The organism is Salinicoccus sp. ID82-1, assembly GCF_021991715.1.
Classification (GTDB): domain Bacteria; phylum Bacillota; class Bacilli; order Staphylococcales; family Salinicoccaceae; genus Salinicoccus; species Salinicoccus cyprini.
Map to the genome: position 1 here is coordinate 769,791 of NZ_JAGFLY010000001.1, position 22,897 is coordinate 792,687.

Consider the following 22,897-nt stretch of genomic DNA (forward strand, 5'->3'; position numbering starts at 1 on the left):
CGTAAGGTTCTCTGGGAAACGGAAAAAGCCAAGAAGTTTGTAACGCAGATAATGGGAGAAATCACTGAATAAATGAATCTCGGGCAAGAGTGCCTCTCATAAAATATCCACCCCACTTTTATATATGAGGTGGATTATTATTGTGCTCTACGTCATTGTCTGAATCCATCTTATATTGATACGCAATATAATCCAAAGATCCATTTTCTAGGTGTTTTATCTCTAACACAGTGCAAATCTGAAAAAAGACTCAAGAAATACTTCTTGTTCTCTTATTTATAAAATATAGATTAATCCTGAAGGACTTCTTCTACTTCAAATGAAAAGCGTTTCTTTTTTACTAAGTAACTTCCCGTTAATCCAAGATTTTTCTTTGTTCTGACTTTCAGTTTTTTATTGATTGGACCTTCGTAAATTTTTGCTTCATATACTGTGTAGCCACCATTTTTATCATCAGGAAATTCAAGCACATCACTAATCATCACTATTTGCTCTGTCCTAAGGCTTAACCTTATTATCCATAGGATTATCCTTATTAATGATATAAATCTATCTAATAGTTCGAATCTCACTACTATAATATGTAATAAATAAATTAAAAATAAGAATATTATTGTAATGAAGAGTATCAACCAAATATTATTTCTCATGAAATCAGGAAAATAATTAGGAGGTCTATAACTGAATAAATGAGCAATGGCAACAACTGTAGTTAATAGAATTAGAAATAAAGGATAAAACATTTGAGGATACTTTCTATGCATATAATCTGTATTATCATTAGAAAAAATATCTTTTTCTGCTAACTTTGCTACCCCATAAATTAATACAAATATTAAAAGCAACAATCCCATCAAGCCCAAGCAAGATATAATAATCACTTCGGTTAATGAATAATTATTTTCATTTTGATAAATTGCTGTAAAGCCTTGTATTCCCCCGAAGGTGGTCATCATGATGGCAGCGAATATACCGAGAATAGATATGTAGTTACCTATCATATTATTATATCTTCTATTTGATTTATCAATTTCAGCAGAAATATAATCTATTTGATCGCGTTGTATATTGATGTCTTCTTTTTGATTAATATATAGAGAGTTCCTCTGAGCTAATGCTAACTGAGTATGTTGAATAATTTTATAAAAAACTTTCAACCCGTTTTTATTACTGTCATTCAGTTCTATTAAGACATTATCATTATATCTTTCTACATCGATGTATTGCTTCCCTGTTTCTTCATCTTTATTTCTACCAATACCATAATCTCTGATAATGAAAGCTTCCATTGCAGCTTGAAGTTCTTCAGAGAATGAATTATCCGCATAGTTGAAGTACATAGCATTATTGTAACCAACACTAAAAATTGTATTCGTAAAATTTGCATATGGAATTAATGTTTCTGAAGTTTTGCTTGCTCTATCAAACAAAGTTCTCAAATCTTCATCTTGAAATTTGTTATACGGGTCAAAAGTTTCCCTATCATATGAGCTTTTCTCATAATAATTTCTATATATTTTTTCATAAATCATTGACAGCTCATAATTGGATTCATCATCAATACTATGTTGCTTTTTGAAGCTATATAAAGTTAACTTTTCCTCACTACTCAATTCTGAAATCCCTCTTTAGATCAGTAAAAGTGTATTCTGGTCTTAGATTTCTTCGAACACGATTACTATTCTCTTTCCAAAAGTAATTAGAATGACTTAACTTTACTAATTCGAAAATATTTCTTCTAATATATTTTATGATTAGTTCATTGAAGTTTGGTATTTGTGATAATTGTATTGAATTCTCGCCAACATCCAGTATTGGAGTAGATTTGAAACGATTAAATCTTTCATATGTTTTTGGCAAAACTGGACCGTAAGACCATGCTTGAAAATGTTCATCTTTATATAACTGTCTGGCCTTCTCTTCTTCTCCTATTTTGAGAAGGTACCCCAAAGCGAAATATGAAATTTTGTGAAGTTGCAGTTGAGTAACACTTTTCCTGTTTACAGAAGCTACAAATAAAATATGATCGACTAATTCCTTCATTATATTCACCTCTTTAGTTAATTATATTTTTGTTCACATATAATGTAAACTCTTATTATGTATATACCCTGCGAACCCTTTTTATAGATCAATTTTTTTAAAATTTTACATACAAATAAACCACCTTGATGTGGCTTTTATTGTGTCTTCACCCATAAAGCCACATCTCTCAAACTTCGTCTATTTAGGCGTTTTTCTTTAGAAATGTAAATGCATCTTCCACAGTCATGATTTCATAGTCTGCAGTTACTGGAAGATCTATTGAGTAAATGATAAAAGTGCTTCCGTAAATTTCTGCGAATATGTAATCCTTTAAAGAGAGCTTCTCTTCCTTGATGTCCTGTCTCAGCTGCTTGTAAATCCCGTAGTTCTTATGATCATATAGTTTTATCATGGCGTCTCCTCCTACTAAAGAAGTTATGCCATGCCGGTGGATAAGTACATACTTCTACTCAAAATATTCTGGGGAGAATAATATTTCGTAAATATGCGCAAATTGGATGGCGATCACTTCACGGTTTTTGAGCACAACAACTGTACGTGAATGATTATCGATATAATTAATCTCACACTCGAGCTGTACCTCGAAGCCCTCAGACCAATACCGAAGCACGACCATCTCCCCTATCTGTCGGCGGATCTGCTCTTCAAGTCTGACGAGCGTTTCATCGTCGAAAGAAGGAGGTTCGCACTTTGCCTGGTCCTCAATCATGCGCGCAATACGCTCATATTGCTCAGGCATAGTGGCAAACGGCTGCCACTTGATCATGCCCCTGCCTTGCGGGATGTTGGAATCTAATTGTCCGACTGGTATCTTTCTGTAGTCCGTTTCTTGATTGACCTTCGTGTTCATCGCCATCACCTCTTGAGACGATTATATCGAACACTTGTTCGTATTGTAAAGTCAGAATATATGATAAACTATAACTATAACATGAGAGGGTGTTGATAAAATGGAGGCACCGAAGGGTTTTGATTTCAATGAATGGTCTTACTCAAATAATTCCATAATAAGACTATACGACGTTTTATCTGTTATTGAGTTTAGCTTGGAGTTAATCAAACAATATGGAAGACACGAGTTTCAGCCTGTAATCATGCAACAGTTACGAATGATTTATACTAAAGGAAACGATTATTATGAGAAGGACACACACAAGAGAAGAGGATTGAACAAAGAAGAAAATTCTTTTGCTTTGTTTGACATAATAGGAAATTTAGTTTTTAAAGATATAAACAACAACGAGATTCTCTTAAGAGATTTAAAAATTTTTCCGGAAATCACTTTAAAAAGACGCAACTATGAAGATTTGCTTAAGTCTCAGCGATTCTATTATTTTACTCAGGATAGCATTGTTCAAAGAGAAAAGTATACTTTTCAAGAGTTCTTAGAACAAGATCTTGTTGAAGTAAAAGATGCTGACGACAACAGGTCATTTAAAAACGTTGAACAATGTATTAAGTTATTAGCCAATAAGAGTCAAGGCGCCCATTATCAAGTATATATAAAGAAATGGCAACTTGATGTGATTGGAGAATTGGATATCGTATCTCAAACTTTAGGAGAAGTTACCGTAGAAATCATAATGCGCTTAGTTAGGGATTTGATGTTAAGAGAAGATCAGGAATTAGGCGATGCTGGTAATTCTGAGTATATGAAACGGGAGACCTTTGTAAGTTTTAGTGTGCATAGTGCTACGCCAATATATGATGAAAAATAGTTAAAACGTTACTCAACTTCTTTATATCTTCTTAGACGCACTGGACTCAAAATCCAGTGCGTTTCTCTAGTTTTAAACATAAAAAAGACCACCTACTGTGAGGTGGTTAATATTTATACTAAGAGGATTTCAACAAATCTTTCTCGTAAGAAGTCAAGCTATATTTTTTAAGAGTACTATCCTTAAAAATGGACTTATTAATCGTCCTCTCAATATTTTTTTCTATTGCGATATATTTTTTCTCTTTAAGTGCTAACTTCCCATTTCTGATTGGAATTTCAATAAATCTATAGGTTCCGATACCTTTAACTAACATTGTATCAAATATTACTGAGTCAACACCTTGAGGAGGGGCGTACAACTTTATAGCAGAAGAAACTTTTTCGTTGCTTTCAATAATAACAAATAATTGATTCTTTATCTTCAAGTTTTTCATTGTGCCCCTCCTTTTATTTAAAAGTTTTTATAGTACCCATTTATTTTTGAAAGTCCAACTTTGATTATACTTTTTGCATTGTTAATATCAGATATCATTTGAGTATCCAATGAATCTTTTGACCAATGGCTATACGAGTGACGATTATTGCTATAGTAATTAAAAAGATCTTCTAAGTAAACCAATTGCACTTGACTTAATTTTTTCCTCTTCTTATTCATGCATCGGAAATATCCATTCTCATCTTCCTGGAAATTTTTTGAGAATGTATTTCTCCCCTTTTCATCCTCAGTTTCCACCTCCATACTCTCGTTCAAAACTCTATGGAAAATAAATTCAAAAGATCGGAACACTGGGTAGACTAAGAATGAATAGTCTGGTCGGTAGCCTGTAAGCATTAAATTATAAATAGCAGACTGCAAATTATTATAATGGGGTAAATCATTTTCTTCGTAATCGTAATCTGGCAAACGTCTATTAAACTCTAAAAGGACTGCTTCCTCGCTCATTTCTGCCCCGTAATATCTATTTAAAACTTCGCGTGTCTCTTCTTTCTCAGTTCTTTCAAGAATTAGAGTAAGCAATTTATTGAACAACTCACTATCATTTCCTTGAATATAAAGCGTGTTGTTTTTGTTATAAAGAGTAACGGTAACTTTTTGACCATCGTAAGATAATTTAATTATTTTTCTATAACTTTTATCATCCTCAGCTACTCTGATATTTATGTTGCCTTCGTACTCTAAGTTCAAATCATTTACTATCTTATTAAATTCGTCTTCCGTTTTTTTATTAATACGTACTGAACCATCTTTATGGGTTCTGTAGCCTTCTTTCAGTAGAGAATATTTAGCTAGCTTGTCCGCTTTTTCATTATATTCAACCCCTTGATGAGCCGGCACCTTGAAAAAGTTGATAGCAATTTTAGATTTATTGGCTTTTATAAATGTGGTGTATCTTTTTGCAATATCAGACTTAGCTCGCCATTTTTCAGTAGCCCATTTTTCAATACCCTCATAATCGTAATATAATGACACATTAGTTATGTTGTTGTCAATACAATACTCAATACTGTCAATAACGCCCAATATTTCTCCCGCAACGTTTTGACTAGGTAATAAATCTTCTTCCGCTCCGCTTTTATAAAGACTCTCTTCATGGTCTTTAATGATAATGATAGAACCATAGCCATATCTTTTTTCATTAGAAGAAAAAGACCCATCTACAAAGATAACCGCTTCACCACCGCTCAAAGCTTTAATCTTATCTTCAACCGAGTCATTAATTTCTGCAGCACTTGTTTTTAGTCCTACTTGGGTAGGCTCTTCTTCACTCGACATATATGTATCTGCTTCCTCTAATGTATCAAAACCTTTATACTTTGCCTTAGGATATCCCTTAGTGGCTTCTTGAGCTTCAGACCAGTTGTCGAAAATCCCTGTTTTATGACCTTTTTTAACAGCATAAAAATTTTTTGCCACGATCTTCCCTCCTAATTATTAATATAATTTAATAATATCAGAGGTCTTATTAAGTTAATAGGCAATTTTGATTTTATGTATCCTCCCTCAATCGAGGGAGGCATTTTTAATTCTTAATCTTTAAATATACGTACCGGAATCATGCGATTGAGATGAATCCACTCATTAGAGCCGGCACCTGTTGAAGCTCCAGTGAAAATTCGTCCCCATCCAAGGTGCGTTTCAAAGATGAACACTACAGCGCCAGGCTTAAGATCGTACCCGGCTTCTTCCTCGAAACGAAAACCAGCCGCTTGACTGCCACGGCGTTTCATTACTGTCGCTCCCAGACCATCTACAATACCCTCTACATAGGCACCTTCTTCAGAACGGCTTCTGTAGTCATTACGGTCATAATCAACATAGAGGAACTGGTTGGCATCCAGGTGATTTGAATCCATTCCATTGCGCTGCTTGAGATATTCCACTGTCAGCCCATATTTATCTGCAAGACTCCACAGTGTTTCGCCTGCGGGCACACGGATACTATTTGGCACTTTTGTGTGATCATAGCGATTGAATGGAGACGGAATTGCGCCTGTCACATCTTCCACCGGTGCTGGTGCTGCACTCTTTTCAAGAGAGAAGTATTCAGCTACACCCAGAGCGACGGCTTCACCTTGCGCTTTAAGTTTATTAGAATCCCTCATTGCTACGATATCTTGCTTGGAATCCATAAATCCGCCTTCAATTAGAATAGCGAGTTGATTCGGCTCTCTGGTTTCATGAAGGTTTGTTACTTTAACTCCACGATTAGTAATCCCCATTGCTTTAGAAATCAACGGCGCAATGATGGATGCCAGTGCATGAGATTGAGAAGCATACGGTCTTACATGGACTTCTGAGCCGCCTCCGTTGAACCATACACCTTGGTAGGCATTATGGTGGAATGCGATATATACATCAACGCCATGATAATCTGCGAGGTCTGTACGAGTAACCAGGGGGGTATCCTCTTCTCCAGTTGGGTCTGATACTTCTATAATTTCAATATCATCGTACTGCTTCATCAGTCTGATGAATGCTTCCGCTACTGCATCATTAAAATACCATTCTCTTTCGCCAGCTGGTGAACGCTTTCCTGCTGTGTACTTACCATGTCCTCTTGAAACACCAATTTTTAATGTCATTATTCAAACATCTCCTTAAATTTTTGTACTAAAAAAGACACCCAGTCTACTGGATGTCTTACTTCAATCCTTGCTTCTTCAGTTCTTCTTCTTGCGCCTTTGCTTTTTTAGTCACAATGTATTGATTCTTCCACACGCCGTAAAATACGAACACTAATGGAATACCTGTTAAAAGCACTTGTTGCCACAATTCGATTGTCTCCTGGTTGAACCAAGCGAACTCGATACCACTGCCTTTAAGTGCCAGGAACAGCGTACCGAGGAAACCGCCAATCATTGCGACGAGCTGCTTTGCTTTATCTTGGGTCATCTACTCACCTCCCTTCGTTGGTTCGTTTAGTATCTTATCTTTCTTCAAATCCTCGGAAACATCTATCAGATCCAGTATCTCTTTGAATAGAGCGACTGAGACCAATGACATGATTCCGAATGCAATGTTCGGATAGTTCAACAGGAAAGATGCTGTGATAAAAAAGTAGTATGCCAATCCCATGATGTGAATCGTAATCAGTACTGCGAATCGTCTGGTGAATAGAATCAGGAAAAAGAGTGTGGCAACCGTGATGCTGATCCATGCCAGGTTCCTCTGGCTGCCGACCATCGCGATATAGGTGGCATATACACTGTCGGCTTTGGCAGTGCCTCCATCAAAAAAGAGCGCGGGTTCAACCGTCAATGTGAACCACATATACAGGCTGAACAGCATCAAACCCAGTTCGTTCCACTTTGGTTTTCTCATCATCTTCACCCCCCTACGATTCCGATTTGGAATAGAATATAGCCGACAATACCTGTGACAATAGCGCCGACTGCCGTCTTTTTTATTAGTTTTCGCGTCTCTGTATCACTTTCCACAATCTTTTTGACATCCTTGAAGTCGGCATATTTATCTTTTAGCTCCTGGATATCCTCGTCATGTTCCTGCAGTTTCTCTTTATGACTGTCCAGTTTGCCATCGATGTACTTCAACATGGCTTTCATAGCTGCATCCTGGACCGTATCGATAAATTGCTTAATCACATCAGCACCACCCCATTTCAATATATAAAAAAGCCAGACATTATTCGGTCGGCCCTGTCGTATCATCCTGCGTCTCATCCGTCGGCACTTCCGACTCGATCTCATCGCCCAATTCATCTTCCAGCAACTCAGTCTTATCTAGCGTCCGTTTCACCACAACAAACTCGTAATTAGAACCTGTGATTCTTGCAATCATATTCAGTGGCTCGATCAGCTGTTGTGCAGTGCTCAGTTCAGCGGCCTCATATACCTTTACGCGATCCTCATCTGAAAAGTTTACGTTCAGGTTGTCGTATACCGTAACGGCGCGCATATCTCCAGCTGTCTTGTTCCGTTGTGCAATGAAATAATCTGTGTGTGTTCCCAACATTCAAATCCTCTCCTTGATAAAATTTTGTATGCAAAAAGGACACCCGTTGGATGTCCTTGGATTGCTAGTCTTCATAAGTTACTTCCACTTTAATTTCTTTCATCATGGCCATGTACTCATAGTTCGATGTGCTACTGGTTTTTACGCCGAAGCCGTACCAGCCACCCGTGTTGATATAATCTTTAAATGCACTGGTCACATCGAACCACCTGCGTTCACCCATAGACAGATTCCCGGTATAAGTGCCGGCAGTAAAGGTCGGTGCACCTGAAGGTTTTGATGCATGCTGATGCATCCGCAGAGTAAACTTGCGCCTGCCTGTATAGCCTTGAGCATTGTAAGAAGAGCGCCCAAGTGAAACACGAACCTTTATGATTTTCTTAGCTTGAAGCGCGGTCCGCATCGCGCTGCCGAAGAACCATAAACCATCTTTCATCGAAACACTGCCCCACTTGCCCTGCATCGCGAAACTGGCCATATAGTTGGTATTCCATCCAATGGAGGAATTGTAATAATGACCGGCAGTGGAAGAGGTAAATGTTCGCGTTTTCCGTGTGACGACAGGTGCCGGCGCTGGCTTGCTGACACTTGGATACGTCCATTCCCCAAAGAATTGACCGCCTTCGGTAGTATGCTGATTCCGCGTGTTGCCCAACGGCGCTTTACCTGCGCCCTGGATTATTCCACCACGTGCAGCCCACATGCCATAGACGCTAGCATTACCCGTACAGTCAACAATACTTGCCCGTGAGGACTGCCAGACGATGAAACCAAAGTCCACATTGTCCGTTTTACAGTCCTTGAAGTCGATTGTACTGCCATTTATTGCATTGACTGCCTGACGTGTAGTACCGTCGCCGTTCATACGCATCCGAGTACCATTGACATAGGTACATGCCGAAATGAAAAAGACAGACGCTGCAACACTTTCGAGTGTGACCTGATTGTTCGGATCATCAAACTTTATAACGACCGAATTACTGTTAAGATTGAAACTGATTGGTAGCGTGCCACTCGAGCTGGAAAAGTCGAAAGTGATCGATCCTGCACCAGTGAAACCGGATATATCCACCGTCTCTTTCATGTCGTAAGTGCCATACATATTGAACTTAACATTGCCATTGATGAACTTGGGTAACTGGTCCACTAGGCGCTGAATCGACGCGCTGGCACTGTATAAGCCCAATCCATCATTGTCATCAGATCCATATGAAGACCCCCGTACATAGAAAGTAATATCTTCGTTTAGTGTTTTCACCACATCCTCATTATGGATATTCTCCACATAGAGGTCTGCGATGGATAACTCGGATGATGCGGCTTGGTTCCCGTCCAAAAGGAAAAGGGGGTTATCATTCCCATCCAGTAATCTAAGTGAACCATTCTGCCCACTGCCACCGAGGATTGCCTCACCACCCATAAGCTTCTCGAAAGATACGCTGACCAGGTGACCATTCGTGATTGTCGCATCTTTGATGTAGACTTTATTGTCCCTGACTACAAGGTCGCCATTCCCCAGTTCGATTCTTTCGGCGACTATCTTGGCCTGTTCTTCGGTAAGATTGATTTCAATGATGATCTTGTCTGGAGACACTTTCGAGTTAGCAATACTCTGCGCGGTTTCTGCTTTGCTATTGGCGGAATTGGCATTGGATAGTGCCGTATTTGCTGTGCCTTGTGCAGAACCCGCATTACTTAAAGCAGTGTTTGCTGTGCCCTGTGCATCAGTCCCTGCTTTCTTTGCTGCATCGACTGACAACTTGAGGCTTGAATTCGCAGTAAGAAGAATATGGCTCGCATCCAGCTTGAAACCGTCCGGGCCGATATTGTACCCCGTCATTGTCCCGTTCTCATTGAAGAGGTAAGTAAGCCCATTTTCGGTATCCACTGTCAGTTCACTGATGACCTCGGCCAGTGTCTTCTGCGACTGGTTCATCTCAGTTGTCTTGGCACGGAGGGAAATATCATCTTTATTTACATTAATGGCATTGTCATGTTGCGTGAGCTTGGCATCGATGTCTTCGGGTGCTTTGGAGTGGGGAGTAGCGCGTGTGCCACATTCAAGTTTCACTCTTTTTAGATATCCACCATTACCTCTAGTTGTTCCTGAACTGCCCATATAAATATAGAATCTCGCCATTTTGTAATCAGTATTATATTGATGCTCAAAGTATCCATTTTCGTCAATAGGTAAATCAAAACGATGTGTATTATGCCATGTACCATCATCTCTTTGTCTGTAAGCCAGTGCTGTTATGCTATCAGAGTTACCTTCTTCTAACACTAAATAACCACTTATAGTCAATAGACCATTTACACCTTCTGATGTGTAATATGTTTGGAAGTTGAAGTTATCACTTGCATTCCCAGTGTCTCTAGCCTTTCTATAGTGCTCCTCACTATCTAAAATAAAATTTTTCCCGACTAATCCTGCTGTTCCATTCTCGTATTCCGTTTTTAGCACTCGTAAATCAAGTTCGTCTCCAAGATTTTTTACGCTTCCTTCAACGCCAGTAAACCTTTGAACCACGCCCGCTTGATCTATTTCATAATCTGCGATACCAACTTTGTTCGATATCTCCGTAGCATTTTCTATTACGCCGGATTCAGCACGTGCCAGCCCACTCTCGGTATCAGTCACACGAGTTTTAGTACGTTCTAACTCTTCAGCAGTACTTGCTACTTCGCTACTCCATTTAGTGATATCTTCACCATGAACTTCAGTCTTGTCTTGCAGTAGAGATATACTATCGGCTTGTGCCTTGATAGCAGTGTCATGAGTTGTAATCATGTCTTTCATTGGCTGGATGTCAGTCTGCTCGAGTTTGGCTTTAAGTTGACCATCGATGTTGGTTAATTCCTGATTAATTGTGGTGATTTTCTGCTCGGTTTCTTCAGGCGGTCGTGAGTATGGCAGTGCCTTTGTACCACGATTAAGCATAACTTTACGTAGATACCCACCATTCCCCCTAGTTGATCCGCTTGCGCCGATGTATACAAAAAGTCGGTCTACCGATGGCGTAATAGTTTCGGTTACATTGAAATATCCATTTTCATCTAATCCAGGATATCGGTGCGACAAAGTAGCGTTATCAGTTCTCCTGAACAAAACTGAAACTACGTCAGCGCTACCCTCTTCTAAATCTAAATATCCACTGACAGCTACTTGTTCGTCTAAAGATTCTGATAGATGAATGGTTGCATAGTTATAATTATCACCAGGTTCTCCTGAATCTCTTGCTTCTTTATATATTTCTTCACTGTCCAACAGGAAATTCCGACCTTCTACTCCAGCCGTTTGGTTTGCAAAATTAACTTTTGCCTGTTCCAACTGATCCTGAAGATCTTTCTTGGTATCTGCAAGCTGCTGAATGAGTGCCATATTGCCGATCAATTGACCATCAACATATTCGACACCTTCGATTTTTTCGGCAATTTTGTTCATGACATCATTGAATTTCTCATCGGTATATTGAGATTGCAGTAGCTTGAACCTGGCATCAATGCTCTGATTCGCTTCTCTTACGGCCACACTCAAATAATGTACAGAATCCCGGTAATCGACAATCAAAGTCTGTACGCCAATCAACCGTCCGATCGTCGCAGTATCGATGGACATGGCTTCCAACTCATTTTGGATATTTAGGAATATGTTATTGACTATGTCCAGTCTGTTACTGAGGTCAGACTTGATGCTGTTATCTACCAGGTACTCACTGCTTAAAACTTGCCCCACTTCGTTCTGCAGTTCTGTATGGCGGACTGCTAATGTTTTATAGGTCATGGTGAGTGTTTCATACAGCGCCTGTTCCCGAGTGATCGCTCCAATCTCTGAGGCTTCAGAGACCGAGGACTTCACCCATATACCATTTTCATAGCGATAAAGGACACCCGCATTACCGGAAGTGTCGAGCCATAAGTCACCCTCTTTCGGTTCAGATGGTGGAGTATCACCTTTCTCAATTTTACGCTCGTACTCTTTCAATACTTTATCGGTGATTTCCTTACGAATATTGTCTGCATTGGCAACTGCCTCATCCAAGCGCTGTCTGAGCGAACCGACGATGTTATTAAACTCGGCGCGTAGATCTTCTCGACTGAATTCGACAATATCTCCAAACACAAAAACACGATCCGTTTCATCCAGAAGATTCCGGGTGATCCGTTTCGTGTTCGCTTCGGCATATCTATTCATTTCTTCATCTTTAACCCTGACCCTGTCGTACTGCCGGACTTTCTCATGACCATAGAGATGACCGAAGTTGATGGCAGTGATCTCGTAATCAACACTTGGTTCTTTCCGCTTATCCAGTTCAGTGCGACCAAGTGACCGGAGCCTATCCCGTGTCATATCCTGGTTGTCCGTCTGCGGCTCATATACCTTCCAGATATACTGTCCGGGCTTGTTGTATTTCTCGTTGGCTTCGTCATCGTAGACCAGCTCAATCAGACGTTCCTCATCCTCTTCCTGTGGTTCAGGACCGAGACAGATCAGCGCAGTGGCCATGTCTTCCGTGTTTACTGTGCGTTTGAAAACGTCCAGGTCTTTCCCCCTGACAATCTCCTTGCCGTTGAATAGATGATTGATCTTGACCAGGTCCACATAACGGCCGACAACCCGGTTGTATTCCACCTCCACTCTAAACCGTAAAGACATGTCAAAGCGATTCGCAATGATGTTGAGCAGTTCATAAGGTGTATTGTATCCGGTCCATGAGATGCTGCGGAAGCCCTCATACTCGACGATGCCTGGTTGCCATCCAGTGTCCTCTAGAGCAAAACCGAGCCATTGCTTCGTAGTGTATTGCTCTTTGCCACCAGGCGCAATTGGCTTGGCGTTACCCAGGTCTTCCAAATAGGAACCGTTGGCATAGACCATACGCTCGGCATTGGAATCTTCGATGTTCTCGATGATGACTTCTCGGAAGTTGTCGTCATCATCCTTGAAGATGGCTCGATTACGTTCAGACAGCCCTTTGATTTTTTCACCTTCGATGAGGGTTAGAAAATCCAGTGTCTCACTCTTGGCATCCGCATCATATACATGGGTCCCTCTAAGAAGCCTGTCTTCAGCAATGTATCCGAGGACTTCATCGGTACGATTATCTATCAAATGAATCAATGATTATCACATCCTTTCTGGTATAATTTGGTTTAGATGGGAGGTGAAGAATAATGTCTGATGAATTCTATAGGCGTATAGGAAATGAACTGCAAACAAAAGGGATAGATACTCAATGCCCTAAATGTAGCGGTGAAAAATCATTTATCGCCCAGACTTATCGAATACTCTTCGATGATGGCGAAGAATTAATTTCTAAACCGTTAAATGAGCAAAATCCTTTTGTAGCTCTTGCTTGCAACAATTGTGGTCATTCCGATTTTTACTCTCTAGAAAAACTTGGAGTATTTAATTAACAATTAACGGAGGGCGGTTCGCCCTCCGTGCATTTTTTCGAACCTGAGTTCTTCTTTTCTCTTTTTAAATATCTTCCTAAATTTACGAAACACATCAATCATCTCCTCATATTTTATAAATACCTGTCATACCATTTAACCGTGGTATCGAATTTTCCTTGGGGCTCAATCAATAACCGATTGAGTCCTTTATCTATTTTGAAATAGTTACTCCCGAAATCCTTCTTGCTCGTCATCGGTTCATCATTCAGTAGCACCAGTGACTGCTTTGTATCAATGACTATCTCGTCGCCTGTCTTGATTAGATAAGGCACGACATCCTCTATGTCCAGGTCATCCTCAATTCGACACCAGGACATCGCCTGGTCTGCAGCTGGGTACTTGGAGTGTCGGGCCATCGCAATTTCACCAATCGCAATCGGTCGTGCAAACAACCCTTCTCCGTCGTTGTAGGACACCTGCGCTCTTGCCGTGACCTTCTTGATGCCATTCTCCGTGTAGTTGTGCCAGGTCTTTACGACATAACGCCTACCAATACGGTCGACGGATATCCATATGCTACGATCGGCATATACATTGTCATATCTGTAGCCTTGACTTGAATAGATCTCCTCATAACCCCCATCGGTTGTATAGAGCCGGACGACCACTTTGACATTCCTGCCCCGGTTGGTCGGGTCAATCAAGCCGTAGGACAGCACCCGATTACCAGCATCATCATAGAGATGGATAAAAGATTTACCGACACCATGACCGTTGACCTGGTTAATCCTGAAACTACTTCGTGAGTGGAAGTCATCGACCAGGCTACTCAGTGACTTCCGATACACAGGACCATGCCAGATACCACTCATTGAAGTGGTGCCATAATTTGCTCTCAGTACGTTACCAGACAATGAGATGCTGCCTGTTGCAAATTGACCAGTTAAGTTTCTATCTCCAACGAGTGTATTATCCGGTCTCTTAGTAAATGTCTGAAATGTGTTATTTTTCGCGGCCCATACCGTTGGGGTCGTATCCGCCTCACCTTTAAATGCATCCGTCGGCTTGCCCAGCATAAAGTAGTCACTATCACCTTTTGTGATCATGAACATCGTCGAGTCTTCCAGCGCGGTGGCTTCGACAATCATATCTGTATCAGCTGTGCCTTCATTAACGACATCGACGACGTCTGAGATAGCAGTGTTGGTGTATCGTGTCGTCGAGTGACCCTTACCATCTAAGGACACAAACTTTATCGTGCATCGTGCAAAGGAAATAATCTCGTCTTTTGATATACCACCATCAACCATAACCTCGTAGTACCTACCAGGTTCGTCTGGAAACACTACTCTTTTAGGTTCACCATGGTATAGCCATTCGACCATATCGTCAGCAACGTCTTGGATAGTCAGGTTACCTATCGCTCGAACAACTATCGTGACATCCCAAACCTTTTCTCCATCCGTCACTGATCGTTTTACAGCGCCTTGACGACCAGGTATATTCGTGCGGTCTATACTACGGTTGGGGCCATAGTGACGTTCAATCGCTTCAACAGATGCTATATACTCTTTTGTTATACCGTCAAACTTCAAAGTCATTTCTGACCCCCTCCTTTAAATCTGCTATTCCTTCTTTCGGCGTAATCATTATGCTTTTTAACTACAGGTGCAACCTTCTTACTTACCTTTTCAAGATCCAGGTAAGTGTCGCCCGCTTCAGTTTCATAAATGGCATCGATCACACCTTCGAGTAATTGGTTAGTGCGATCAATACGTTTAATCGTTTCTGTACTGTTATCAAACCCAAGTTGCTGTCCAGTCGTTCTCCAGATGTCCTCAGAACGTTCCTTACGCGCCGGATTCCAAGAGATGACACTTTCCTTGAACCCTTCCTCGTTAAGCCATGCAAGCTCAGGAATACCATCTGTGATGCCACCTTTGAAGTAGCCACCAATCTTCTGCAGCAATGGTAGTGGATTGATAGCGAATCGATTGCCAATACCGCCTTTCATAGCTTGCGTGTGTAGGTGATAGCCGGTCGTGCGTAATCCTGTATTACCTGTCACACCTAAATTGGTTGCACCCGCCTTGACCATGTCACCCACTTTTCGAGCAATGGACTGCATGTGCATGAACCACCAGGTCAGATCGCCTGCAGAAATCTGAATCGCATTCCCGCCGAACTTATCATGCCAAACCCTGCTGACCTTACCGGATACAGGAGATGTCAATCTTTCATACTTATGCGCTGTATCCAGACCGTAGTGCCTAGTGACACCAAGCTGTCTTGCAATATTCGCCGGATAGCTACCAAACTTAGCTGTGATCCTTCTGTTAAGGATGCTGCCGCCATCGACATCGCCGCCTGAACTCTCGAACCACTTGCCGAAGAAGTCTCCGATACCAGACGTCAGTTTCTTAACGCCACCCTTCGCCAAGTCCAGGGGCACCTGAGGCAGATCAAAACCAAGGTCAAGATTACTAACCAGTTTGCTTGCCAGCTCCCCTGGATTACTCATGTAGTCCCATATATCAGATACGAAATCAGATACCTTACTGAAAGTGCCAGATACGCCTCCAATGAGGCTAGAAGCTGCATTCTTACCCCAATCGACTACGCTGGACGCCCAGCTACTCTGGTTGTCCTTATCGGTACCTGAACCTGCACCGAATTTCTTTTCAGTTAGCTTGTTGTTCAGGACTTTAGCGCCGGTTGGTAGATCATCGATCAAAGTTTCTTTATTGAATAGCCAGTTGCGACCATTTGGTAATGAGACAATCTCTCTGGTGCCGTCACCGTTACCTGGCCCTTTATCTCCAACGATGGCCGCGCCACCGCTGTGATAGCCAGTACCTGTGGAGTATCGAGCTGGAGAGTATCCACTGCTGCCCCTGCGACTACCGCTACCACCGGAGCCGACTAGCGGAATCTTACTCAGCAGTTCGTCGATGCCGATCATCGCGCCGACTTTATTAATGCCACCGATTAGTTTGTTAAAGCCGCCAATGGCCGCGTTAGCAATGCCAGTGCCGAGAGAGGTTGCCTTTTTAATGACCGCCTGTTTCTTGGTGTCTATCCAGTCGCCGATTTTTGTCATCATGTCGCGCGCACCATTTGATAGTGCTTTGAACTGATCAACGGCCCCATCTTTCATGCCTTTTGCGAAATTCACTGCTTTGTCCTTAGCGTTGCGCATTCTAGTTGTCACGTTATTATAGATGCTCTGGAACCATGACTTCACGGAGTTATATAGAGCCTTGATACTATTGATTGAACCGTCTTTCAGTTGCACAAAACGATTGACCACTGCATCCTTCATACTAATAACGCGATTGGTTACGCCTGTGTAGAGATTTTTGAAGAAACGACCGATAGATTGAACCATGCCTGACACTGCACTGCCAGCACGACTGGCTAGGTTAACGATGAATTTGACCACTGCATCTCGCATATACATCACTCGAAGTGCGGCATCTTCTCCCATACCTTTGAAGAAGTTGACTACTCTGGTCCAGAGACTCCTGATTGAGCCAGCGAAGAGCTTTACCAAGGATGCGACACCTTTAATGATCCGGCCATAAAACATCAGCTGGAAGAGATTCCACACAAATTGGATGGCGCCGGTGAAAATATTTTTCACGCCCTGCCACATTTTGGAAAAATCACCGGTGAAAATTCCAGAGAAAACTTGTATGAGGCCTTGGATGAATTTTAGACCGCCATTTATGACTCCTTTGATGTTACCCCAGACCATTTTTATCAGTCTGAGGATGGCCGGCCACACGAATTTAAAGATGGACCATGCCGCATTTAGCCCCGTGCGTATGATTGGGACGATGAAACTGATGGCTCCGCTTATTGCGCTGGAAATACCCGAGAAAATATTCTTCGTCGCCTGTAAGATCTGCTGACCGTCAGACTGCCAGAATGCGATGATCTCCGCTATTTTGGCACGTAGGAATATGCCGACCGCCGAGAGTGCATTTGTCACGTATTCTTTCGTGGTGCGGAATGCTGACTTGATGCGCGCTACCGCAAGGAATATCGAATTGATAGTTTCCTCGCTCAATCCTATGGATCGAAGCAACTCATTCGCCGTTGTATGATCACGCTGAAATATGGCGAAAATGCCCTTGGCAGCAGTTTTGACATCATTGATGACGCCTTCAACTTTCCATTTAAATTCGAAGAATTTCCCGACCATATCATTCAGACGGGTTGCCATGGCCTCTGATATGCCGATGGATGTGAGTATGTCCACTCCGCCGGTACCGTCATCCTGAAACAATCCTGCAATGCCATTCTTAAAATCATGTAGCCATCCAATAGCGCCTTTTATACGACCGCCGATGCTACCGATGAAATTGCGAAAGCTTTCCGATTTGTTGTAGGCCGTCACAAAGGCGATGCCGAGCGTCGTAATGATGCCAATTGCAATGCCGATTGGTCCCATAAGGAAACTAAAACGGGAAGCGAGCGTTTTCAACGCACCCTTCAACCCTTTCTCCCCAAGATCAGGGAGGAGTGTCGTAACCGCTTTTCCAAGACCACCCAACCATATTGCCAATTGGCCTATCACCATGAGGACTGGGCCAATGGCTGCACCAATTAATCCGAGGATGACAAGCCATTCGCGTTGTTGCTTCGAGAGTTCACCGAACCAGTTGGAAACGGCTTGAATAGCACTGGTCACTTTCGGTATCCAGTCTTCCGCCATTTCGAGTAATGTGATGCCGATTGGGGCTAACGCACCTTTCAATTCTCGCCACATGGCAGTCATACGCTGAAGGGGGGATTCTTCCAAGTTGTCGCTCATTTTCTGCATAGAGCCGTCGACATCTTTCAACCCGCCTTCTATATCACCCATGGCATATAACGCATCTGCACCGAGGTCTTCCCATTTCGTTTTAAATATATCGACACCGATCTCATTGGCCTTGACTTGGTTGTCCATGCCGGCAAGTTCATTTGTAACTGCTGTAAACACTTCGCTCGCAGTTGCTTCTCCGTTTTGGAACTCTTTCCATAACGCCTGTGTCTCACTACTCAATTTTCCGAAAGCATCAGCTGCCGGCCCCTCAGATTCCTGGACTGAAACTGAAAATTCCTTCATGACATCATTTAAAAAATCGAGGTTGTATGCTCCTTCTTCCACTCCATTGATAAGCAATTGAAAATATTCATCTGCGTCAAATCCCATAGAACTGAAAAAACCCGAGTATTCAGATAGATTGTCAAACATCTCGTTGGAGAAGTTCAACCCGTTTTGTGCACCGTGGGCCATAAGGTCAAACGCTTCGTCCGCTCCGACGCCAAACTCGTTAATTAAACGATTTCCAGCCCGCGTCACTTCGTTGACATCTGCGTCAAATGCGTCGGCCAATACAAGGGCGTTCCGCGTGACTTTTTCGAGTTCTTGATCATTCAGGTCCTTGATATTTTGCTTCACTTGCAGGATTGCGTTATCAACTTCTTCTACACTGTTGCCAAAGCCATCCTTATAAATGCGTCGAGATGTTTCAGTCAATTTTTTGGCTTCTTCTTCAGTGAGTCCTAGAGCATTCTGAATACGCGTGGCAGATTGTTCGAAACTGGAACCGGAAGCGATCGCGGCCGCTCCAGCAGCCACAATTGGTGTTGTCAGGTATTTCGACACACCTCCGCCGACGCTCTTGATTTTCTCGCCGCCACGCTGCATTTTATCGAAACCGGCATACATCTTTTCTCCGATAGCTTTGGAAGTCTCATCGGTCTTCTTCTTCAATCCTTCAAAGTCGTCTTTGAGCTTCTGGACCCCTGCGCGCATGTTACTGGCGGAAGCCTTGAAGACCGCCTGCATTTCGCGTAATGTTGCCATAGTTTACCTCCCTTCTTTAAGTTTTTGTTTCTCCTCCATCGCCTTCTGGACGTGCTCAGGCCACGCGAGTTCTTCGACATCCTGTTTGCCGAGGGATTCAGCCATCTTTCCAACGAAGGTTGTCAGACGCTTCCTGTGGCTCTCTCGTTGCTGTTGGAACTCGTTTCCATCACTACCCGCGTTCGATGGATCGGCCAGCACCATGCTTTCGTATGCGATGAGCTGATCGAGCTTCTTTTCATTCGTATCGTTTTCTTCTTTTTCGCGCAGCATGATGAGGTGCTCCAACGCTTCGATGACTGGCATGTCCAATACTTCGGACCTCGCGCCCATGACAGGAGATAATTTGAATATGATTCGTGAGTCGAGCGGGATGTCTACTCCGTCACGCTGCGAAGATTCGCCTGGCTGTCCTCTTGCTTCTTCTGTTTCTCCCACGCTTTGGTGAGGTTGGAAGAAAAATTTTTGACCAGATCCGCCAGCCGGTTGATATCGTTCACTTCAATGACAGCTTCAATAAGATCGAAAAAGCTTTCGTCCGTCAGCATCTCGACTTCACTTTTTTTAATGTTCGCTGCTGCAGACACCAGTTGGATGAGCTCATCCGGCAGGTGCTCCAGCGCAAAACCGAATGCCCCCATCGTGTCGCCTTCAATCTTCTTTTTGAATGTTTCGAGCAGCTCGCCACTGTCCTTGTCCATCCAGTTCTCGTCGACGTTGCCGAAGAAATGGTACTGGACTGCATCCATAATGGCCGGGTCCTGTTTAATTTTCGTGATGATGCCGCCAATCGTTTTGGAAAGTATTGCGTACTGGAATACACGGGCGCGGATGACGTTGAACGGTTGCCCCTCCTCCTCGCCGGTACGTTGGTTGATGGTTGTCAGTTGTACTTCTTTAATCATTCAAAAAATCTCCTCTCATGAGTGTAATAAGTAAAAAAGAGCGCTGTTTCAGCGCCCTTATGGTGTCACTTCTGCGTTTGGATCGACAGCACCGGTGTAATAGAAGTTGGCGCCCTTGGATGCATCTGCTCCGTCTCTCGGGTAGGCCTTCAGCTGGATATTGACTGTGCCCTGCTCCAGGGAGAATGGACGCTCATAGTTCTCGACCGGAGACATCTTGTACACGACATAGTCGAGAGACTTGTCGTCACCCATATTGCGTGGGTGGATGCGTACCGGTACACCCTTCTCACGGTTGGATTGACCCACTGGGGCATCCGTCAAGCCTGTCACCTCGCTTGTCGTGGCATCGGTCACTTCCTGCGTGCTTGCGATTGCAAGCTTCAAGGTCTTAACGCTTTCTTTAAGCGCAACGATATTCACCGTCACATTGACGCCAGTCGTGTATTGGTCGTAGTCACCTTCGCCATAGTCGATGGATGTGATGGATGCGAAAGTCGGTTCGATATTGATGGAACCCCCTTCTGCCTGAAGCTGAGAAGTGCCCTGTTCACCGCTTGTCGCTTTACCATCGAAATTGATGGCGTCTGCACCTTCGCCGACCATGATATCGGCCGGACCAAATGGAATCTTTTCAGTCATCTATAATTCCTCCTCTTTCAAAATGTGTAGTGTCGCATCGAAATTGATGCTGTATTCATGCGTTTTGTCTTCCGAGACGCCCAAAAAATTAATGCCACCCACGCTTTCTAGGAGCATGACTTCAACAGTCACCCGCTTGAACGGAGCAGCATTCTTATAAAAATAGGCATCCATAATCTCGTTTTGTCGCTTATGCAGTAGCTTCTGGACTTTGTAGGCGTATAGCTCAGCCTTGTCCCAATCACTCGATCGGATCAACACCTGGTAAAGCGGGCGGTGGATCTCACCTTCCCCGTTGGACGGCCCCCTGCCCGCACGGTTGTATACCGCTCCGATATTATCTACCGCCCGGAAATTGTTGATGGACCAGGAGAGGTCCGGCATTTCCGCCTTCAACAGGTTCATCAGTGGTTCATGAATCATATGCGTCCACCCCCCAACACTTTATTCAGTACATTGTCCATCGCCTGGTTCCATTCCTTCTCGGAACCGAGGACCGCATTATCGAGGTATTTTTCTCCAGGTTGGTATCCGCGCCACGGGCCCTTGTTTCGCGTCTTCTCGCCCCAATTTAGTGGATTTTCATGCACCTTCAAGGCATAGGTCAGATTGGTCCCCAATGAGAACTCGTAGTCCCGGCCAACCTTGCGGACTTCGGAGGCAGTGATGCTGTCCCGAAGGTCTCCAGTATCCTGGGGCGCCAGTTGCTTTGCGCCGCGCTCCGGCACCTTACTGAACCGATTCATTTCATTGATGATCTCCCGTTCCACTGCCAAATCCATTTCTCCAAGCAGCGCAATCATCTGATCGAGGCCTTGCCAGGAGATATCAAATTCATCACGTGCCATCGACCATCAACACCTTAAAGTAGATTTTTGTGGCTGAGAGATTGGTCGACTCTTTTATATCTTCAATCTGGCCCGCACCCTCATTGCCTTCGACATCCACATACTCGATATCCTGTCCGGCTTTGACATTTGCCTCAGCGGGAACATCAATCTCTAGGTTCGTATCAATCGTTGTGCCATCCGGTTTCTGAATCACATTGGATTCTCGTCTGACACGCGCGTCATAACCTAATGTCTTTTCAGTCATTATTGGGTTGCCATAGCGATCCGTTTCGCCGTTATCCGCTTCAGTCTCGTACCAGATTTTCTGATGCATTGGAGGTCTCATACCAGCCTCCCCACCCTTCCACGCCGTACAAGCGATGGATTCAGTCTTTCGATAATCTGCACCGCTTCAATGGATAACGACGCTTGTGCGCCTTCCTGGAAGCTGACAGATACATCTTTGACTGAGTACGACTGCACGCCGTGCTCTTTGAGCTTGGAGTACTCTTCCGCATCGCCATCGATTTGATGAAGCACCTGGAGCGCAACGGCACGCTCTGAGAGGTTCGGATTGACTGCCGGGAGGAAATGCCCCTTCAACAACTCGCGCGCCTTGAATACCTGCTTGTCTTGAATGCTAGGGGCCATCCCCTCGAAACCTTCACTATTCGGCAGTTGCACAATATATGCTTTGACTGCATCTGTATTCGGCATAGCATTCACCTACTTTTCTAGAGCTGTGATGTAGTCCTCTTTCTTGAACGCACCATTCTTGCCAGTAGCAACCACTTCGATTGTTTCATCGGCATCAGTGAGTGCTTTCAGTTGCTCCATAGTCATGTCTTTGTAAGACGTTTCATTGTTTGCAACAGCAGCCTCTGTTTCTTTTACTTCAGCCTTCTTAATGCGTCCTTTAAGACCTTCAGCTTGCTTGTCAGTCAGTTCGATTGTTTCGCCCTTCTTGTAGCCCTTTCCTGCCTTAACAATCACACCAGATTCAACAGTATACTTTTCCAT

At 43.1% G+C, this 22,897-nt stretch carries 24 protein-coding genes; 2 read left to right on the forward strand and 22 right to left on the reverse strand.

The genetic code is table 11. The annotated features are described in order from the left end of the window. Nucleotides 1–290 precede the first annotated feature (290 nt). The 4 genes from J4760_RS03950 to J4760_RS03965 all read right to left on the reverse strand — a co-directional run bounded on the left by J4760_RS03950 (nt 291) and on the right by J4760_RS03965 (nt 2,896). On the reverse strand, nt 291–1,613 hold the full coding sequence (locus tag J4760_RS03950; protein WP_237604835.1) for a hypothetical protein: 1,323 nt from the start codon (nt 1,611–1,613) through the stop codon (nt 291–293). Further along, complete coding sequence (locus J4760_RS03955; protein ID WP_237604836.1) at nt 1,606–2,043, reverse strand: Panacea domain-containing protein; 438 nt, start codon at nt 2,041–2,043, stop codon at nt 1,606–1,608. Before J4760_RS03955 ends, J4760_RS03950 begins: the two co-directional genes overlap by 8 nt. 184 nt (nt 2,044–2,227) lie before the next feature. After that, a complete protein-coding gene (locus tag J4760_RS03960; RefSeq protein WP_237604837.1) occupies nt 2,228–2,437 on the reverse strand; it encodes a hypothetical protein in 210 nt (69 codons plus the stop codon). A 54-nt stretch (nt 2,438–2,491) separates the two neighbouring features. Next, nucleotides 2,492–2,896 carry a YolD-like family protein gene (locus tag J4760_RS03965; protein WP_237604838.1) on the reverse strand — a complete coding sequence of 135 codons (405 nt, stop codon included), beginning with the start codon at nt 2,894–2,896 and terminating at the stop codon, nt 2,492–2,494. A gap of 100 nt (nt 2,897–2,996) precedes the next feature. On the opposite strand from J4760_RS03965, the gene J4760_RS03970 reads away from it, so the two are divergent. After that, nucleotides 2,997–3,764, forward strand: a complete 768-nt coding sequence (locus J4760_RS03970; protein ID WP_237604839.1) for a hypothetical protein — start codon at nt 2,997–2,999, stop codon at nt 3,762–3,764. A 118-nt stretch (nt 3,765–3,882) separates the two neighbouring features. On the opposite strand, the gene J4760_RS03975 is transcribed toward J4760_RS03970, so the two are convergent. The 8 genes from J4760_RS03975 to J4760_RS04010 form a co-directional block, all read right to left on the reverse strand. Continuing rightward, on the reverse strand, nt 3,883–4,200 hold the full coding sequence (locus J4760_RS03975; RefSeq protein ID WP_237604840.1) for a type II toxin-antitoxin system RnlB family antitoxin: 318 nt from the start codon (nt 4,198–4,200) through the stop codon (nt 3,883–3,885). A gap of 17 nt (nt 4,201–4,217) precedes the next feature. Next, nucleotides 4,218–5,681, reverse strand: a complete 1,464-nt coding sequence (locus J4760_RS03980) for a ribonuclease H1 domain-containing protein (RefSeq protein ID WP_237604841.1) — start codon at nt 5,679–5,681, stop codon at nt 4,218–4,220. Nucleotides 5,682–5,794: 113 nt separating this feature from the next. Next, on the reverse strand, nt 5,795–6,850 hold the full coding sequence (locus tag J4760_RS03985) for an N-acetylmuramoyl-L-alanine amidase (RefSeq protein WP_237604842.1): 1,056 nt from the start codon (nt 6,848–6,850) through the stop codon (nt 5,795–5,797). Between the two features lie 58 nt (nt 6,851–6,908). Then, nucleotides 6,909–7,160, reverse strand: a complete 252-nt coding sequence (locus J4760_RS03990) for a phage holin (RefSeq protein WP_237604843.1) — start codon at nt 7,158–7,160, stop codon at nt 6,909–6,911. Beyond that, the gene (locus tag J4760_RS03995; RefSeq protein ID WP_237604844.1) at nt 7,161–7,592 is read right to left on the reverse strand and encodes a hypothetical protein; all 432 of its coding nucleotides are present in this window, start codon (nt 7,590–7,592) and stop codon (nt 7,161–7,163) included. It abuts the gene before it with no gap. A 2-nt stretch (nt 7,593–7,594) separates the two neighbouring features. After that, the gene (locus J4760_RS04000) at nt 7,595–7,870 is read right to left on the reverse strand and encodes a hypothetical protein (protein ID WP_237604845.1); all 276 of its coding nucleotides are present in this window, start codon (nt 7,868–7,870) and stop codon (nt 7,595–7,597) included. A gap of 40 nt (nt 7,871–7,910) precedes the next feature. Beyond that, complete coding sequence (locus tag J4760_RS04005) at nt 7,911–8,240, reverse strand: hypothetical protein (protein WP_237604846.1); 330 nt, start codon at nt 8,238–8,240, stop codon at nt 7,911–7,913. A 64-nt stretch (nt 8,241–8,304) separates the two neighbouring features. Then, nucleotides 8,305–13,362, reverse strand: a complete 5,058-nt coding sequence (locus J4760_RS04010) for a phage tail spike protein (protein WP_237604847.1) — start codon at nt 13,360–13,362, stop codon at nt 8,305–8,307. Nucleotides 13,363–13,415: 53 nt separating this feature from the next. Between J4760_RS04010 and J4760_RS04015 the strand changes: the two genes are divergently transcribed. Next, a complete protein-coding gene (locus J4760_RS04015; protein WP_237604848.1) occupies nt 13,416–13,658 on the forward strand; it encodes a hypothetical protein in 243 nt (80 codons plus the stop codon). A gap of 113 nt (nt 13,659–13,771) precedes the next feature. Here J4760_RS04015 and J4760_RS04020 read toward each other — a convergent pair whose 3' ends face one another. From J4760_RS04020 to J4760_RS04065, 10 genes are all read right to left on the reverse strand, one after another. Next, nucleotides 13,772–15,241 carry a distal tail protein Dit gene (locus tag J4760_RS04020; RefSeq protein WP_237604849.1) on the reverse strand — a complete coding sequence of 490 codons (1,470 nt, stop codon included), beginning with the start codon at nt 15,239–15,241 and terminating at the stop codon, nt 13,772–13,774. Then, complete coding sequence (locus J4760_RS04025) at nt 15,238–19,500, reverse strand: phage tail tape measure protein (RefSeq protein WP_237604850.1); 4,263 nt, start codon at nt 19,498–19,500, stop codon at nt 15,238–15,240. The genes J4760_RS04020 and J4760_RS04025 overlap by 4 nt, the downstream gene beginning before the upstream one ends. Before the next feature lie 3 nt (nt 19,501–19,503). Further along, nucleotides 19,504–19,812, reverse strand: a complete 309-nt coding sequence (locus tag J4760_RS04030) for a hypothetical protein (protein ID WP_237604851.1) — start codon at nt 19,810–19,812, stop codon at nt 19,504–19,506. Between the two features lie 65 nt (nt 19,813–19,877). Further along, on the reverse strand, nt 19,878–20,405 hold the full coding sequence (locus J4760_RS04035; RefSeq protein WP_237604852.1) for a hypothetical protein: 528 nt from the start codon (nt 20,403–20,405) through the stop codon (nt 19,878–19,880). A 57-nt stretch (nt 20,406–20,462) separates the two neighbouring features. Continuing rightward, entirely contained in the window at nt 20,463–21,047 is a 585-nt protein-coding gene (locus J4760_RS04040) for a hypothetical protein (protein ID WP_237604853.1), read from the reverse strand. Next, a complete protein-coding gene (locus J4760_RS04045; RefSeq protein WP_237604854.1) occupies nt 21,048–21,470 on the reverse strand; it encodes a minor capsid protein in 423 nt (140 codons plus the stop codon). It lies immediately after the preceding gene. Then, complete coding sequence (locus tag J4760_RS04050; protein WP_237604855.1) at nt 21,467–21,895, reverse strand: HK97 gp10 family phage protein; 429 nt, start codon at nt 21,893–21,895, stop codon at nt 21,467–21,469. The genes J4760_RS04045 and J4760_RS04050 overlap by 4 nt, the downstream gene beginning before the upstream one ends. Then, nucleotides 21,885–22,211, reverse strand: a complete 327-nt coding sequence (locus J4760_RS04055; protein ID WP_237604856.1) for a hypothetical protein — start codon at nt 22,209–22,211, stop codon at nt 21,885–21,887. The genes J4760_RS04050 and J4760_RS04055 overlap by 11 nt, the downstream gene beginning before the upstream one ends. An 8-nt stretch (nt 22,212–22,219) precedes the next feature. Further along, nucleotides 22,220–22,594, reverse strand: a complete 375-nt coding sequence (locus tag J4760_RS04060) for a hypothetical protein (protein ID WP_237604857.1) — start codon at nt 22,592–22,594, stop codon at nt 22,220–22,222. Between the two features lie 9 nt (nt 22,595–22,603). After that, nucleotides 22,604–22,897: a hypothetical protein gene (locus tag J4760_RS04065; RefSeq protein WP_237604858.1), complete on the reverse strand. Its 294-nt coding sequence runs from the start codon at nt 22,895–22,897 to the stop codon at nt 22,604–22,606.